The organism is Gemmatimonadota bacterium, from assembly GCA_016719105.1.
GTDB lineage: Bacteria > Gemmatimonadota > Gemmatimonadetes > Gemmatimonadales > Gemmatimonadaceae > SCN-70-22.
Genome location: JADKAQ010000016.1, coordinates 53,987 through 68,949, shown reverse-complemented (window position 1 = coordinate 68,949; position 14,963 = coordinate 53,987). Strand labels below are relative to the sequence as shown.

Annotated in this window: 12 protein-coding genes; 5 read left to right on the top strand and 7 right to left on the bottom strand. The window is 70.5% G+C overall.

Annotated elements, in window-relative coordinates; genetic code table 11:
- Window positions 1-6: 6 nt before the first annotated feature.
- Window positions 7-1,668 carry a D-aminoacylase gene (locus IPN47_16380; GenBank protein MBK9409590.1) on the bottom strand — a complete coding sequence of 554 codons (1,662 nt, stop codon included), beginning with the start codon at window positions 1,666-1,668 and terminating at the stop codon, window positions 7-9.
- A 341-nt stretch (window positions 1,669-2,009) separates the two neighbouring features.
- On the opposite strand from IPN47_16380, the gene IPN47_16375 reads away from it, so the two are divergent.
- The 3 genes from IPN47_16375 to IPN47_16365 all read left to right on the top strand — a co-directional run bounded on the left by IPN47_16375 (window position 2,010) and on the right by IPN47_16365 (window position 4,458).
- Complete coding sequence (locus IPN47_16375; protein MBK9409589.1) at window positions 2,010-2,927, top strand: DUF4405 domain-containing protein; 918 nt, start codon at window positions 2,010-2,012, stop codon at window positions 2,925-2,927.
- An 87-nt stretch (window positions 2,928-3,014) separates the two neighbouring features.
- Entirely contained in the window at window positions 3,015-3,533 is a 519-nt protein-coding gene (locus tag IPN47_16370) for a DinB family protein (GenBank protein MBK9409588.1), read from the top strand.
- Between the two features lie 133 nt (window positions 3,534-3,666).
- Window positions 3,667-4,458 (top strand): SGNH/GDSL hydrolase family protein, encoded by a 792-nt coding sequence (locus tag IPN47_16365; GenBank protein MBK9409587.1) that lies wholly within the window; start codon window positions 3,667-3,669, stop codon window positions 4,456-4,458.
- Window positions 4,459-4,465: 7 nt separating this feature from the next.
- Here IPN47_16365 and IPN47_16360 read toward each other — a convergent pair whose 3' ends face one another.
- The 6 genes from IPN47_16360 to IPN47_16335 all read right to left on the bottom strand — a co-directional run bounded on the left by IPN47_16360 (window position 4,466) and on the right by IPN47_16335 (window position 10,473).
- Window positions 4,466-5,602, bottom strand: coding sequence for a histidine kinase (locus IPN47_16360; GenBank protein ID MBK9409586.1), 1,137 nt, complete (start codon window positions 5,600-5,602; stop codon window positions 4,466-4,468).
- 25 nt (window positions 5,603-5,627) lie between these two features.
- Window positions 5,628-6,446, bottom strand: coding sequence for a response regulator transcription factor (locus IPN47_16355; protein ID MBK9409585.1), 819 nt, complete (start codon window positions 6,444-6,446; stop codon window positions 5,628-5,630).
- 164 nt (window positions 6,447-6,610) lie between these two features.
- Entirely contained in the window at window positions 6,611-7,639 is a 1,029-nt protein-coding gene (locus IPN47_16350) for a PHP domain-containing protein (protein MBK9409584.1), read from the bottom strand.
- Window positions 7,632-8,459: a DUF4184 family protein gene (locus IPN47_16345; protein ID MBK9409583.1), complete on the bottom strand. Its 828-nt coding sequence runs from the start codon at window positions 8,457-8,459 to the stop codon at window positions 7,632-7,634. Before IPN47_16345 ends, IPN47_16350 begins: the two co-directional genes overlap by 8 nt.
- 9 nt (window positions 8,460-8,468) lie before the next feature.
- Complete coding sequence (locus IPN47_16340) at window positions 8,469-9,029, bottom strand: hypothetical protein (GenBank protein ID MBK9409582.1); 561 nt, start codon at window positions 9,027-9,029, stop codon at window positions 8,469-8,471.
- 319 nt (window positions 9,030-9,348) lie between these two features.
- Window positions 9,349-10,473 (bottom strand): hypothetical protein, encoded by a 1,125-nt coding sequence (locus IPN47_16335; GenBank protein MBK9409581.1) that lies wholly within the window; start codon window positions 10,471-10,473, stop codon window positions 9,349-9,351.
- Between the two features lie 361 nt (window positions 10,474-10,834).
- On the opposite strand from IPN47_16335, the gene IPN47_16330 reads away from it, so the two are divergent.
- Both IPN47_16330 and IPN47_16325 read left to right on the top strand, forming a co-directional pair.
- Window positions 10,835-12,556, top strand: coding sequence for a HupE/UreJ family protein (locus tag IPN47_16330; protein MBK9409580.1), 1,722 nt, complete (start codon window positions 10,835-10,837; stop codon window positions 12,554-12,556).
- A 145-nt stretch (window positions 12,557-12,701) separates the two neighbouring features.
- Window positions 12,702-14,903 carry a PQQ-binding-like beta-propeller repeat protein gene (locus tag IPN47_16325; protein ID MBK9409579.1) on the top strand — a complete coding sequence of 734 codons (2,202 nt, stop codon included), beginning with the start codon at window positions 12,702-12,704 and terminating at the stop codon, window positions 14,901-14,903.
- The last annotated feature ends 60 nt before the right edge of the window (window positions 14,904-14,963 follow it).

Below are 14,963 nucleotides of genomic sequence, written 5' to 3'. Positions count from 1 at the left end.
CGCCCGCTACGCCGGCCTGACCGACCGCCCCGCCCCCATCCCCTCGCGCATTCCAGCGGCAAGCGCGACTCGCCCGTTCACCACCACCCCCTCGATCCCCACCGGGTACGCGAACGGCTGCTCGTACGTCGCGGTGTCGATCACGGTATCTGGATTGAACACGACAACATCGGCCGCCAGTCCCACTGCAAGCCGCCCACGATCGGTGATCCCCAGCCGAGATGCCGGGTACGCCGACATCTTGTGGATGGCCTGCGCGAGACTCAGCGCCTTGCGCTCGCGCACGTAGCGCCCGAGCACGCGCGGGAAGGTGCCCAGGCCGCGGGGGTGCGGGCTGCCGCGGCGGGTGGGGCCGTCGACGGCGAAGGCGCCACCGTCGCTGCACACCATGCCTAGCGGGTGCGCGAGGATGCGATCGAGGTTCTCCTCGCTCATCGCGAAGCCGACCATCCCCACGTTCAGGCTGTTGCGACGCAAGAGGGCGACGGCGACGTCGTACGGCGCCTGGCCTAACGACGTGGCGTAGCTCCCCAGGCGTTTCCCCTCGGCGGCACGGTCCTCGGCGGCGCGCACGGAGGCCACGAGCACGTTGTCCCACCCGCCGATGAGGTCGACCTTCGCCAACGTCTCGGTGCGGATGCGCGCGGCGGTCGCCGCGTCGTCGAGGCGTCGCAGGAAGGCTTGCGCCCCGCCGTCGCGGCTCCAGACCGGAAAGAGGTTGGTGAGCCCCGTCTGGTAGGCGATGTAGGGATACCGATCGAAGGCGACGTCGAGCCCCTCGCGCCGTACGCCCTCCAGCCGCGCGAAGACGGTGTCGAGCTTGCCCCAGTTGCGCGGCCCCTGCGTCTTGAGGTGCGACAGCTGCAACGGGCACCGGGCGCCGCGGGCGACGGCAATCGACTCGTCGATGGCGTCGAGCAGCTGGTCGTCCTCGTTGCGCATGTGCGTCGCGTAGGGCAGCCGGCGCGCCGCGAGCGGACGGCTCAAGGCGATGAGTTCGTCGAGGCGGGCGAAGGCCCCCGGCGTGTACTCGAGCCCCGTCGACGCCCCGCACGCCCCCTCGGCCAGGGCGCGCGTCACCAGCGCGACCATCCGCTCCACCTCGGCCGGCGTCGCCGCACGATCGTCTTCGCCCACGACCTTCCCGCGCACCGTGCCCAACCCGATCATCGCCGCGACGTTCACCGCCGGCTGCAACTTGTCGAGCGCGGCGAACCAGGCGGCGAACGACCCGCTCTCGGCCCCGGCCGCGGCCCCCTCACCCCAGGCGCGCGAACTCCCGTCCTGCCCCGCCACGATCGTGGTGATCCCCTGTCGCACCAGCGACTCCCCGCGCGGGTCGTCCCACAGGTTCCCCTCGCCGTGGGAGTGGATGTCGAGGAAGCCCGGCGCGACCACGAGCCCGCGCGCATCGAGCTCACGGCGCCCCTTGTCGCGAAGGCGAGGGCCGATCGCCGCGATCCGATCCCCGCGCACCGCGACGTCGGCCTCGCGCCCGGCGCCACCGCCCCCGTCGTACACCGTCCCGCCGCGAATCACCAGGTCGTAGTCGTCGCGGCGCGTCCATACCGCCGGGGCGCCGGCGATCGCCAGCATCGCCCCGGTCCCCGTCGCGAGGAAGTCGCGACGCGTGCCGGTCGCCGACGCGAGCGCGTCAGACGGCGCCATGGGTTGAGCAGGAAGTCTGTCAGTCACGGTACGCGCGCTCTCGAGTCCGGGGGGGAGTCCTGCAGGGAGACGATACCCTGAGGTGGCCGTCGTGGCTTTACGCGGTGCGTCTTCGGAAGCGTTGAGCCACGGGTCGCCGCGACCGTCGGCCCGGCATGCGGCGACCCTTTGACTCAAACGATGCACCATGCGTCGTTTAGTCGGGAGCGAGGTCGCCTTTTCACGGCGATTTCATTCCCGCATCGTACCGTACGATGCACCAAACGGCGCTGCCAGCGCACGCTGTCCGCCGTTTCGTCGCCGTCGATCGCAGCCCGTCGTTCCTGAAGCCCCACACCACCATGGCGTCTGCCGGACCTCGCGCGGGATCGCTCCGCGCCAAGCTCGTCGTCAATTCCGTCCTCTTGCTGTCGATGATCGCCATCTCCGCGCCGCGGGCCACCCGCGTCCCGGCGCACGAGTGGCTCTCGCTCGGCTTCGTGGTCATCCTCGCACTCCACATCCTGTACAGCTGGAACTGGGTGATCTCGGTGGCGCAGCGCTTCTTCGCGTCGATGCGGGGGAGGATGCGCTTCAGCTTCGTCTGGAACGTCGCCCTGTACGCGATGATGACGGTGGTGATGCTCTCGGGGCTCCTCATCTCCGTCTTCGCCCTCCCGGCGCTGGGCATTCCACACAACCTCGATCCATTCTGGGAAACGACGCACGAGCGCCTCGCCGATTGGCTCCTCGTGATGCTCGGCATCCATCTGGGATTGCACTGGCAGTGGCTGGTGACCGCGGTCTCGCGATTCCTCTCCGGGACGCTCGGCGCGGGCCCCAAGGGCGGGCGCGCCACGTTGTGGTGGCTCGGGCCGACCGGCGTGCTCACCGTCGCCGCGATCGTCTTTGGCGTGGCGACGATGGGGCTGGGCAAGACGGGCTACGCCGCGCGCATTCGCGACGAACACCAACGGCAGGAGACCGCTCGGAAGGAAGCGCAGCGGAAGCGCGCCGCGGCCGCGGAGGCCGCCCAGGCAGCCCAGGCAGCCCAGACGGCGACGGCCGGCGGCGCGGGCGCGCTCCCCGCTCGTCCCAAGCCCCCGGCGCGACCGCGAGGGCTCTCCTTCCGGCAGCGTTATGTCGATCCGTTCATCGAGATCGGCGGACTGCTCGGCCTCCCCTTCCTGTTCACCGTCGGCCTGATGGCGGTGATGCGACAGGGGCGGCGCGGCGCGGGCGAGGGGGCCAGCGACCCGCTGGATCAAGGCGCGGTCTAGCGAACGGCGGTCACGCGGACGGATCGTATGGCGGGTCTTCTCCATCGCGAGAGCACCCGCCACCGTCCTCGTCCCGGAGCCGCACGCATGCCCGCCAGCACCAAGCCCGCCCTCCCCTCGCGCGCCGCGCTGGAGCGCATGCTCGACGAAGCGTATCGCGGTCCGGCGTGGCACGGCCCCTCGGTCCAATCGGCGCTGCGTGGCGTGGATGCCGAGCGTGCGTTGTGGCGCCCCGGGCCAGGGCGCCCTAACGTCTGGGAGCAGGCGCTGCACTGCGCCCTGGGCAAGCACATCGTCTCCGAACGCCTCGACCCGTCGGTGCGCCCGCGATTCCCGCGCCCGCGGACCAACGCATGGTGGTCCCCCTCCCCCGATCTCCCCGAGGCCGCCGCGCGCGCGCAGGCGTGGGCGGCAGATCTCGCGCTCCTCGACGCCTGCCACGAGCGACTGCTGGCCACGCTGCGTCGCGTCCCCCGCGCCCGGCTCGATGCCCGGCAGGGACGCGTGACCCTCGGCGAGCAAGTCGCGGGGATGGTGATGCACGATGCCTATCACGCCGGGCAGATCGCCCTGGTATTGCGGCTGGCGGAGTCGACCGCGGGATAACGCGGCGACCTCGCGCGGCCGTGGGCCGACCTGCGGCGCCGAGTCGCCCCTCGCACATCACCGGCGACACTCGCGACGGCACCGGCGGCCCCGTTCGGCGCGCGCGGCAGGGGAGCACCGGCCATGCTTGGGGATGCCGATACTCCGACTCCTCGCCCTCGCGCTGCTCCTCGCCTGCAGCGATTCCCCCACCGCCCCCCGGGTGCCGCCGGTGCTGGGCGGGGCGCGCGTCCTCTTCATCGGGAACTCGCTCACCTATGTCAACGACGTCCCGGGGCTCGTCGTCGCCATCGCGCGGCAAATGGGCGACACGTCGATCGGGACCGCCAGCGTCGCCTTCCCCGACTACGCCCTCGAGGACCACTGGAACGAGGGGACGGCCGCGCGTGCGCTGACGGACCAGCGGTGGGAGTTCGTCGTCATGCAGCAGGGGCCGTCGTCGCTCCCCGCCAGTCGCGTCCATCTCGAGGAGTGGACGCGTCGCTTCGCCCCGCTCGTTCGCGCCGCCGGTGCCAAGCCGGTGCTGTATCAAGTGTGGCCGCACGTGTCGCGGCGTGGCGATGCGCCCAACGCCTTCCTGTCGTACCAGAACGCAGCCACCGCCATCAATGGCAAGCTGGCGCCGGCAGGGGCCGCGTGGGACAGCGTGCTCGCCTCGCAGGAACCGGCGCCCCTCTACTCCAGCGACGGATTGCATGCCTCCCCGTTGGGCTCCTGGCTGGCGGCGGTCGTGATCTACGCGACGCTGCGCGAGATCGATCCCGTGACGCTGCCGCCCACGTTGCCACCCTCGCTTTCGGTCGCACCGCTCTCCCAGGAGCGCGTGCGGCAACTCCTGCGACACGCCTCGGCGGCGATGACGGTCGCCGCGTCGAAGGGGAGCACCGCCCGTCGCGCGAGCGCGCCGCCGCGGCTGCGCCCGTGAGCGCGCGTTAGGCTCGGGCCACCATCGACGGCGCCGCGGACGACGCGTTCACCTGCGGGGGCACGGGCGCCGTCGGCGCCGGCCGGGAGAGCGGAAGCACGACGGTCACCTCCGCCCCCCCTCCGCTGCGCGTCGCCAGGTTCAGCGTCGCGAGCCCGTCATACAGTCGCTCCAGTCGATCGCGCAGGTTCCGGAGCCCCACCCCGTTCCCGCGGGTCGAGGCGCGCGGCTGCGGCCCCGCGCCGTCGTCGCACACCGCGAGCTGCAAACCCTCGCCCACGCTCCGCGCCACGATCTCCACGCGCCCTCCGGCCGCCCGCGGCGCGATGGCGTGAACCAACGCGTTCTCCACCAGGGGCTGCAGCACGAAGGCCGGCACATCGGCGTCGAGCAGCGCCTCGTCCACCGACCAGTCGACCGTCAGTCGCTCGCCAAAGCGCACCTGCTCGATCTCCAGGTAGCGGCGCGTGAGCTCCAGCTCCTCGCGCAGGGGGAGCGACGAGCGCTCGGTCGCGGCGAGCGTGGCCCGCAGGAGCTCCGCCAGGCGCACGGTCACCCGCTTGGCCGCCGCGGGATCCTCTCCCACGAGGGCGACCACGGCGTTGAGCGCATTGAACAGGAAGTGCGGATGCAGCTGTGCGCGCAGCGCCGAGAGCTGCGCCTGCGCCAGGTCACTCGTCAGGCGCGCGGCGCGCACCGACTCCAGTCGCCATGCCTCGTGCCACCGCATGGCCACGTGCGCCCCCACCACCGCCCAGTACACCACCACGTTCACGTCGCCATACGACCGCAACCCGATGGCGAGGACGCTGTCGAGCTTGCGGGGCGGCACGATGCCAAAGGTGCGCTGCGCCCAGTCGACGATGATGATGTGCACCGTTACCACCACGAGGCACAGCGGGACGTGCACCAGCATGGCCCGCAGCACACGGCCGCGTTCCAGCGGGACACGATCGCCCACCGCGATGATGAGCTGCGACCACGCCGCCCACGGCAGCCACATCGCCATCTGCACGGCGACGATGCCGGCCAGCGGGAGGTCGGGGTTGAGCCGCGCCGGGACGACCACCATCCCGACCGTCGCCACGACGACCGGGACCAACCACCCATACAGCAGGACGAGGCGCGCGGGCGAGCGCGACATCAGCCGACGCTCCTTACGCGCACCCTCATCCGCCCCGCAACGCCCGCTCCAGCGAGGCCCGGTGCGTCCGGCTCACGCGCAGCTTGGACCCGTCGTGCAGGATCATCACCTGGTCGCCGCCGAACCACGGTTGCAGCTCGCGGATGGCGTCGAGCGCCACGATGAGGCGCCGATGGATCCGCGTGAAACGCCTGGGATCGAGACGAGACTCCAGCGCCGACAGCGTCTCCCGCACCTCGTGCCGCTCGCGCCCCACGTGCAGGATCACGTAGTTCCCCGACGACTCGATCCACTGCACCTCGGCCATGCGCACGAACGTCGTGCGCTGGTCGCGCCGCACCATCATCCGGTCCAGATAGGTGCTCCCCTTCTCCTCCTCGTCGGTCGGCGCGGCATCGGCCAGCGGCACCGTCCCGCCAATGGCCGAGAGCAGTGCCCCGATGCGCCGCGCCTCGGCGGCGATGCCGCCAGCCGCAGCGCGGTTGCGAAGCCGCTCCCACGCAGCCGCAAAACGCTCGTCGTCGAATGGCTTGAGCAGGTAGTCCACCGCCGCCACGTCGAAGGCTCGCAACGCGTGCTGGTCGTAGGCCGTCACGAAGACGGTGGGCGGCATCTTGTCGGCGCCGACCGCCTGCACCACGCCGAAGCCGTCCATCTCCGGCATCTGCACGTCGAGGAAGACGGCGTCGGGCTTCCATTCATCGATCAGTCGCGCCGCCGAGCGGCCGTCGGCCGCCTCCTGCAACGCAACATTGGGCGCGATGGCGCGGATGCGCTCGGCGACCCGCACGCGGGCTAAGCGCTCGTCGTCCACGACGACTACGCGTTCGATGGCCAGGCTCACGGGGGCGAGGGAGAAAAGGGGGATGGAGAGACGGAACGGTTCGTCCCTAGCATGCGGAGGGGAGCGCTATCCTGCCCCCCTCCCGAGGACGAAGCGCGCCCCCGCGGGGATCAGCGGAACGCCGGGCGTGAGCAGGCGCGCCGGCCCTGCCGCCCGACCGACCGCTACTTCCGCCCCTCGCCCAGCATTACGGGCTGCACCCAGGCCTTCTTCCCGTTGGACTCGAGGATGACGGCGCGCACGTAACCCTCGTCGCCCTTGATCGAGTACATCGCCGGGTTCTCCGCCGTCTCGGCCAGCACGCGCCCGTCACGCCCGATGAAGCGCGTGGTGTAGCGACTCCAGCTGTCGGGCTTGATGCGGATCTCCACGCGCGACGTCGAGCGCTGCACATCGACCAGCTCCACCCCGGTCGACGCATAGAAGTCGCCGCGCTCCAGCGCCTCGACGATCTCGCGCGCGCCGAGGCGCGGCGCACGCACGACGACCCAGCCGCGCCCCGGCCCCGACGCCGAGGGATCGCCCGGGCGCTTGAAGTCGTGCGCGTCGTCGGTGGCCAGGCCGTAGAGCAGCTTGCCTGACGAGAGGATGATGTCCCACATCTCCTCGAGCCCCGGCATCCCACCGCCACCGATGTTGTTCACCATCGGATGGCCGTTGAAGATCTCGAAGAGGCGATCGTTCCTCACCCGCTGGATGTCGGCCGCCGTCACCGCCCATCCGAAGTTGGGGTGATTGAGGTGCGGGACTCCGTTGGCGGCGCGAATGGCGTCGATGTCGCGCTGCAACGCCTCGACGATCGTCGTCCCGCCTTGCGGCGCGACCAGGCGCTCGACGGCGAGCCCGTTGATGTGCAGCGGCTTCCCCTGCACACGGTCGGTGACCTCCTCGCCGGGGATCAGGAGGAAGCGTTCGTCGGCGCCGAGCAGCGCATTGAGCGCGTCGGGAGCGGTGATGAAGTTGTGGTCGCTGAGGACGAGGAACTGGTAGCCGTGCTCGCGATACCACCGCGCCACGTCGTCGGGCGACGAATCGCCGTCGGAGTTGAGCGTGTGGGTGTGCGTGTTCCCCTTGTACCAGCGCATTGCGGGGGGCGCGGCCTGCGCCGACACAGCCACCGGACGCGTGAGCGAGCACAACGCGAGCGCCCAGAGCGCTACGACCGTGAAACGTTGCAGCTGACCGTCACGCATGGTGAGTCCCCGTCGGGTCGATGAGACGATAGCGCCCCATCCGGTGCAGCACCGAGAGCGCCACCAAAGCTACGGCGAAGCCGGTCATCGCGCCCACCACCAGCCGGCCCGCCACGAGCGGAAGTCGGCGCGGGTTCACCATCTGCCCTCGGCGCGGGGCGTTCCATGCCCCGACGGCCAGCGCGACCGCGCCTAACGCCAGCCAGCGCCGCAGACGGCGGGGCGCCCAGAGGGCCCCCAGCGCGCCCCCGCCTCGCGTGAGTTCGCCCCAGAGCCAGCCGAGGACCACCATCCCTCCAAGCAGCGTGCTGGCGTGCTGCAGCGCGTTGTACCACGGCACAGCGGTCCCGCCCACGGTGAAGGCGGTCTCGCGCAACAACGGGACGTTCTCGCCCCCCCAGGCGTAGCGATGCGTGAAGGCATCCCACCCCACGTGCGACGCGCTCCCCAGCAGGAGGGCGACGACCACGCCGAGCCATGCGCCGGGGCGCGTCCCCCCAGGCCCCGAGGCGCGCGCACTCGAGTCGCGCGCCGACGAGCCCGCGTCGGCGACTGGCGACGGGGTGAGCGCGAAGAGATCGCGCCCCACCGGCCGCACCAACCACTCCCAGAGCGCCCAGAGTACCGCCCCGACCGGGAGGCAGAAAACAAAGAGCCCCCGCACCGAGTGACTCACCAGTGAGAGGGGCTCCAATCGCAGCAGGTACTCGAAGTCCGGCGTCATCGCCCCGACCACGAACGGCGCCAGCGGAAGGACTCCGCGGCGAATCAGGGGCCAGATGGGGAGGGCGGCAGCGGGGTGAGAGAAGGTGAAGGGCACGAGCGAAAGCTAGCGCGGCACCTCGATCCCCTCGCGCGCACGCACCGCGAGCGGTTCGGCCGCGCCGGCGCCGAGGACGCGCGTCACGAAGCGCTGCCCCTCGCCGACCCGTTCCACCTCGACGGCCACCGCGTCCATCGCTTGCTCCAGTCGACCAAGGCGCTCGTCCATCTCGCGCGACATCGGCGCAGACGATGTGGCCGGCGTTCCGCGCTTCCAGATCCGGCGGGCGATCGCGATGGAAATCGGGAGGACCATCGTCATCGCGAGCACGAAGCCCATCACGATGACCTCTTCCGGCGGCCCCCGGCGAGCTCCCTCCGGCCGACTCGCTTGCACCGCACCGGGGACGCCCGCGGTCTGCGCCACGCGCGCGTCGGCCGCGGCGAGCTCCTGGTTCATCGAGAGGATGCGCGCGTCGAGGTTCGTGAGGCGCGCCTCGAGCCCCGCCTTGTCGGCCCCCGACACCTCCCCTTCACGCAATCGGCTGGCGATCGCCCGGCGCTTCTCCTCCAGCTGGCCCAGCTGCCGATTGAGCTCGTTGCGCTGCGCCTTGGCCGCCTCATACATCTCGCTGGCCGACGGCGCCGCCGTTCCGGCCGTCGCCGGAGCCTGCGCTTCGAGACCCTGCAGGGAAGGAGCGGCGGGAACGTCGGGGGGCGCCGCGGGGGGTCGGAGCTTGAACCTGCATACGCGATTCGTGGGGCAACGGGGTGTCGGGCCCCCCGCGGGCGTCTGGGGGACCCGTACAATCTGATGTCGACGACTGCACTACGCGACCGCCTCGATCCCGTTTCATCCCCCTCCCCCCAGCGAGGCCCCCGAAAACGGAACGGACGCTCCGAGTGGGAGCGTCCGTCGGGATCCGCTTCGTCCGCGGGAGGCCCAGCTACCGCTTCCCCGGCCAGGGGACGCCGCGGTTCTTCCCCGTCACCGGCGCCAACCCCTTGTAGGCGAACTTCTGGAGGCGCTTCCCCTCGTAGGTCTCGGTCGTGTAGATGTTCCCCTTCGAGTCGGTGGCGATCGAGTGCACGGCGAAGAACTGCCCCGGCTGCCGTCCGCCATCGCCGAACGAGGTCAGGATCTCCAGCGACTGCCGCTCGATGATGTAGACCTTCTCGTTCTTCCCGTCGGCCAGGTAGATGTACTTCTGCGCCTTGTCCTTGGAGAAGGCGATGTCCCACACCGAGCCGTCGCCGAGCGTGTGCGGGGCGATGCGCGCCTCCTTCACGAACTTCCCGTCCTTCTGGAAGACCTGGATGCGATCGTTAGGCCGGTCGCAGACGTACACCAGCCCGTCGTTGCTCGGCTCCGCGCAGTGCACGGGGTTGCGGAACTGCTGCGCCAGCGGGGCATCGGGGTTGTAGGGGCCGAGGTTCGTGTCCTCCGGCTTGTTGCCGTAGGCCCCCCAGAAGCGCTTGATGGCGCCGCTGTTCATGTCGAGCACGGCGACGCGCTTGTTGCTGTAGCCGTCGGAGACGTACGCCTCGTTGGCCGCCGCGTCGAAGGAGATCTTGGCTACGCGCCCAAAGTGATCGGTGGCGCTGCTGTTGGCCCCCTTCCCCGGGATGCCGATCTGCTGCAGCAGCTTGCCGTCGTGCGTGAACTTGAGGATGTGCGAGTCGCCGTTGCCGTTGCCGCCGATCCAGACGTTGTCCTTGTGGTCAATGGCGATGCCGTGGTTGGACTCGGGCCAGGTGTAGCCCTCTCCCGGCCCCCCCCACGCATTCACCAGCTTGCCCTGCGGATCGAACTCGAGCACCGGCGGCGCCGCCACGCAGCACTCGCCGCTCTTGGCCGCTTCCGCGGAGAGCACCTCGGTGCGGGCGTTGAGCGTCTGCTGGCGATGCACGATGAAGACGTGGTCGCGCGCGTCGACCCCCACGCCGATGGCCGAGCCCATGACCCAGTGGTTAGGCAGCGGCTGCGGCCAGAAGGGGTCGACCTCGAACGACGGCGCCTGGACCGCCTGCCCTTCCGAGGCCCCCTGCAGCGCTCGCTGGCTCGCCCCCAGGGCGACGATCGTGGTCCCGAGCAGGGTGGCCGCCAGCAGCTTCCGCGAACGCGTCATGAACGTCTGTCCCGGTCGTGTGGGTCGCCCCTGTCCCGCGCGATGGGGGCGTGTATGTTCGTCGGCGCGGCGAGCGGCGACCAACGTACGGCGGTGGCCGCCCCGCCGTCCAGACAGGGGACGCGATCCAGCATCGGCGGCCTCCACTGCGTAGAAGCCTTCTCACCAACGGTCGTCGCCCCCGGCGCTGCCGAGGCTCGGCGATCATCGGTGAGATGGCCTGTCGTCACCCGTGCCACGCATGACTCCGCGACTCCCTCGACCGAGCCAACCGACGCCGTGGTCCGCACGTGTCGTGCGCGCGATGCGCGCGTGCCACGTCGCGCTCGTGCTCGGGATCGGGCTCCTGCTCGGTGTCGCCGGTCCGGCACGCGCGCACGAGGTGCCGGCACGCGTCGCGGTACAGGTCATCGCCCGTGCCGAGGCGCAACGCTTGCGCCTGGCCGTGCGCGTCCCGCTCGAGTCGGTGCGCGACCTCGAGATCCCGCTCCTCCGCGGCACCTACCTCGACATCGCGCGCCTCACGCCGCAACTCGGCGAGGCCGCGACCATCTGGATCGCCGGCTACCTCGAGCTGTACGAGGGGGCGCGCCGCCTCCCGAGCCCGACGATCGCGGCGACGCGCATCGTGCTGCCGTCCGACCGATCGTTCGAATCGTTCGACCTCGCGGTCGCCAACGCCACCGCGGCGCCGCTCGCCAACGACGTCGAACTCCCCTGGCGCCAGGCGATGCTCGACGTCGTCCTCGACTATCCCATCACGTCGCCGGAGTCGCGCTTTTCCATGCGCCCGTTGCTGGCGCACCTCGGCGTCTCGACGACGACGGTGATGCGCTGGGTTGCCCCTGACGGCAGCGTGCGCGCCTACGAGTACACCGGCAACCCCGGCCTCGTGCGCCTCGATCCGGGGGTGCTGCAGGCGGCGTGGCAGTTCGTCTCGCTCGGCTTCGCGCACATCCTGGGCGGGCTGGACCACCTGCTGTTCCTGCTCTGCCTGGTGCTCCCGTTCCGGCGCCTGCGCCCGCTCGTCGCCGTGGTCACCGCCTTCACGGCGGCCCACTCACTCACCCTGGTCGCGTCGGCGTTAGGCATGGCGCCGACCGCCGCCTGGTTCCCCCCGCTCATCGAGTTCCTCATCGCCGCCTCCATCGTCCTCATGGCGCTGGAGAACATCGTGGGACCTCGGCTGGAGAAGCGCTGGCTCGTCGCCTTCGGCTTCGGCCTCGTGCACGGTTTCGGCTTCTCCTTCGCGCTCGGTGAGTCGCTGCAGTTTGCCGGACGGCACCTGCTCGCTTCGCTCCTGGCCTTCAACGTGGGGGTCGAGCTGGGGCAGCTCCTGGCGATCGCGCTCGCGGTGCCCGTCCTGGCCTGGGTCCTGCGCCGCCTGCCATCCGAACGCGCCGCCATCGTCGTCGCCTCGGCGCTCGTCGCCCATGAGGCGTGGCACTGGATGACCGAGCGCCTCGGCGTGCTCCGTGCGTATCATGTGCGCTGGCCGGCGGTGGACGTCGCCCTCCTGTCTTCCCTGCTCCGAACCCTCATGCTCCTGCTGATCGCCGCCGCCGTGCTGTGGGGGGTCGCGGCCCTCGTCGCGCGGCTGGTGAAGTCCCCGTCGCAGCCAGCCGGCTGGACGCTCGCCCTCGTGGTCGGTACGGTCCTGGCCGCCGCCGCGCCGCTGCAGGGGCAAGGGAGCGAGATGCGTTCGACGCTCAAGGGGGTCTTCACCGACGCGCAAGCGGCGCGCGGCAAGGACATCTACGTCGGATCGTGCCGCGAATGCCACACGCCGGCCTCGCACACCGGGGTCGTCTTCAAGAACAGTTGGGGAGGCAAGCTCCTCTCCGACCTGCTGGCCTACATGCAGGAACGGATGCCGAAGAACAACCCGGGGAGCCTAACGATGGAGGAGTACGCCGACGTGACCGCGTACATCCTCAGCCTCAACGGCCTCCCTTCGGGTGACGACGCACTGCCCTCGGATGCGGCCGCCGCCAGGCGCATCCGCATCGAGACCACCGGCCGCTGATCGCGGCGGTCGATCGGCACGACGAGTACGACCCGCACGACCCGCAGTCCGGCACGGCCGCCCAGCGCGGCGGCAGGCGAAACCAGGCGCCGCCATCACGGCGACGCTCTCGTGGGACCCACACCGCTCGAGGATCGAAACGACCATGAACCAACGATGGACCACTCGGCGCTCGTTAGGGACGGCGATACTGGTGGGCGGGGCGCTGCTCGCGGCGTCGCTCGTCCGCGTCGGCGACTCCGACGCATCGCAGGGCAAGGCGCTCGTGCGTGGCAACGTCCCGGGCGAGTGGCGCTTCTGGGCCGGCGATGCCTGGGGGACGCGCTACTCCGCGCTCGACCAGATCAACGCCCGCAACTTCGACTCGCTCAAGGTGGCGTGGTCGTGGAACTCGGGGGCCTTTGGCGCTGACGAGTACTACCGCACCACGCCGCTCTACGCCAACGGACGCCTCTTCACCGTCGCCACCACGCGTCGCGTGACGACCGCGCTCGATCCCGAGACGGGCGAGACGCTGTGGATGTGGCGCCTGGACGAGGGGATCCGATGGCAGAAGGCGCCGCGCCAGTTCGCCGGGCGCGGACTCGCCTACTGGACCGACGGCAAGGAAGAGCGCGTGATCGTCGTGACGCCAGGCTACCACATGGCCTCGCTCGACGCCAAGACCGGGATCCCCGACCCCAAGTTCGGGAAGAACGGCGTGGTCGACCTGATGGAAGGGCTGGGCTACGCGATGGTCCCGCTCGCGGTCGACGACTCGGGCCCGCTCATCATCTCCGACGCCGCCCCCGCTCGCAAGGCGCGCCCCGGCGAGACGTGGAACGAGAAGACCAGGACCGGCGCCGACGGCACCATCGGCATCGACCCCGGCGAGGGACAAATTGCCGCCAGCAGCCCGGCGCAGATGGTGGGCGACGTGATCGTGGTCGGCAACTCGTCCATCCACGGCTACTATCCCATCCGCCTGAAGAACATCCACGGCTTCGTTCGTGGCTACGACGTGCGCACCGGCAAGCCGCTCTGGAAGTTCAACCTCATTCCGCAGCCGGGCGAGTTCGGCGCCGAGACGTGGAAGAACGGGACCAAGCTCGGGACCCCCGGCGTCGGCAAGGTCGACGCCTGGGCGCCGTATGCCGCCGATCCCGACCTGGGGTTGGTGTACGTTCCGGTCGGGATGCCGCTCATGGATGAATACGGCGGCCATCGCCCCGGCGCGAACCTCTATGGCAACTCGCTCGTCGCCATCGATTCGCGCACCGGCAAGCGGCAGTGGCACTTCCAGTTCGTGCACCACGACATCTGGGACTACGACACCCCCATCGCGCCTAACGTGCTCGACGTCACCGTCGACGGGCAGAAGCGCAAGGTCGTCGCGCAGGCCACCAAGCAGGGGTGGATGTACGTCCTCGATCGCGTGACCGGCGCCCCCATCTGGCCCATCGTCGAGACCCCCGTCGGGGCCAGCGAGGTCCCGGGGGAACAGGCCTGGCCCACGCAGCCGGTGCCGTCAAAGCCCGCCCCGTTCTCGCAGCAGGGGCTGCTCGCGAGCGACCTGATCGACTACACCCCAGCCATCAAGGACTCGGCGCTCAAGATCGCGCAGAAGTGCCGCATGGGGCCGTACTACATCCCCGGCCAGCCCGCCGACGGCGGCAAGAGCGGACTCACCTGCTCCTGGTACAACCCCGGCGCCTCGGGTGGCGTGAACATCGATGGCGGCGTCGCGGTGGATCCGGAGACCGGAATGGTCTACGTCGGCTCGCAGACGGGGCTCAGCACCATCACGCTGCAGAAGGACCCCTGCTCGGAGTTCGACTTCTCCTCGCCGCACGACAGCTGCGGCCTGTTAGGGGCACTCCCCACGCCGGCCGGCTACCAGCCGCGCAAGGACCTGCAGGGCGAGGGATTCTCGGCACGTGCCGGGCGCTCGCTCCTGGGCGACGTCTCCATCGCGAAGCCCAAGGAGTACGGCGGCATCACCGCCTACGACCTCAACACCGGCGACAAGAAGTGGTGGGCACCTAACGGCGGGATGATCCCCGTCACCAGCAAGGACCCGCTCTTTGCCGGCGTCGCGCTCCCGCCGCAGGGCGCACGTGGACAGGCGCAGATCATCACCACCAAGTCGTTGATGATCTACGGCACCGGCCGCAACGGCGGCGTCCCCGGCCAGCCGCCGCAGCTCTTCGCCGTCGACAAGGCCACCGGCAAGCAGGTCGGCGCCGTCCGCATCCCCGCCAAGACGACGGCCATGCCGATGACGTTCATGCACAAGGGGAAGCAGTACATCGTGTTTGCGTCGGGGGCGGGGTCTTCGACGGCGCTCACCGCGTTGGCGCTGCGGTAGAGACGGGAAGACGGGAAGACGGGAAGACGAGAAGACGAGAAGACGAGGTAGATCAACTAC

Excerpts from the sequence above, each read along its gene's own strand:
- IPN47_16380 (MBK9409590.1), bottom strand. The coding sequence starts at position 1,668 with ATGGCGCCGTCTGACGCGCTCGCGTCGGCGACCGGCACGCGTCGCGAC.
- IPN47_16375 (MBK9409589.1), top strand. The coding sequence starts at position 2,010 with ATGGCGTCTGCCGGACCTCGCGCGGGATCGCTCCGCGCCAAGCTCGTC.
- IPN47_16370 (MBK9409588.1), top strand. The coding sequence starts at position 3,015 with ATGCCCGCCAGCACCAAGCCCGCCCTCCCCTCGCGCGCCGCGCTGGAG.
- IPN47_16365 (MBK9409587.1), top strand. The coding sequence starts at position 3,667 with ATGCCGATACTCCGACTCCTCGCCCTCGCGCTGCTCCTCGCCTGCAGC.
- IPN47_16360 (MBK9409586.1), bottom strand. The coding sequence starts at position 5,602 with ATGTCGCGCTCGCCCGCGCGCCTCGTCCTGCTGTATGGGTGGTTGGTC.
- IPN47_16350 (MBK9409584.1), bottom strand. The coding sequence starts at position 7,639 with ATGCGTGACGGTCAGCTGCAACGTTTCACGGTCGTAGCGCTCTGGGCG.
- IPN47_16340 (MBK9409582.1), bottom strand. The coding sequence starts at position 9,029 with ATGTATGAGGCGGCCAAGGCGCAGCGCAACGAGCTCAATCGGCAGCTG.
- IPN47_16330 (MBK9409580.1), top strand. The coding sequence starts at position 10,835 with ATGCGCGCGTGCCACGTCGCGCTCGTGCTCGGGATCGGGCTCCTGCTC.
- IPN47_16325 (MBK9409579.1), top strand. The coding sequence starts at position 12,702 with ATGAACCAACGATGGACCACTCGGCGCTCGTTAGGGACGGCGATACTG.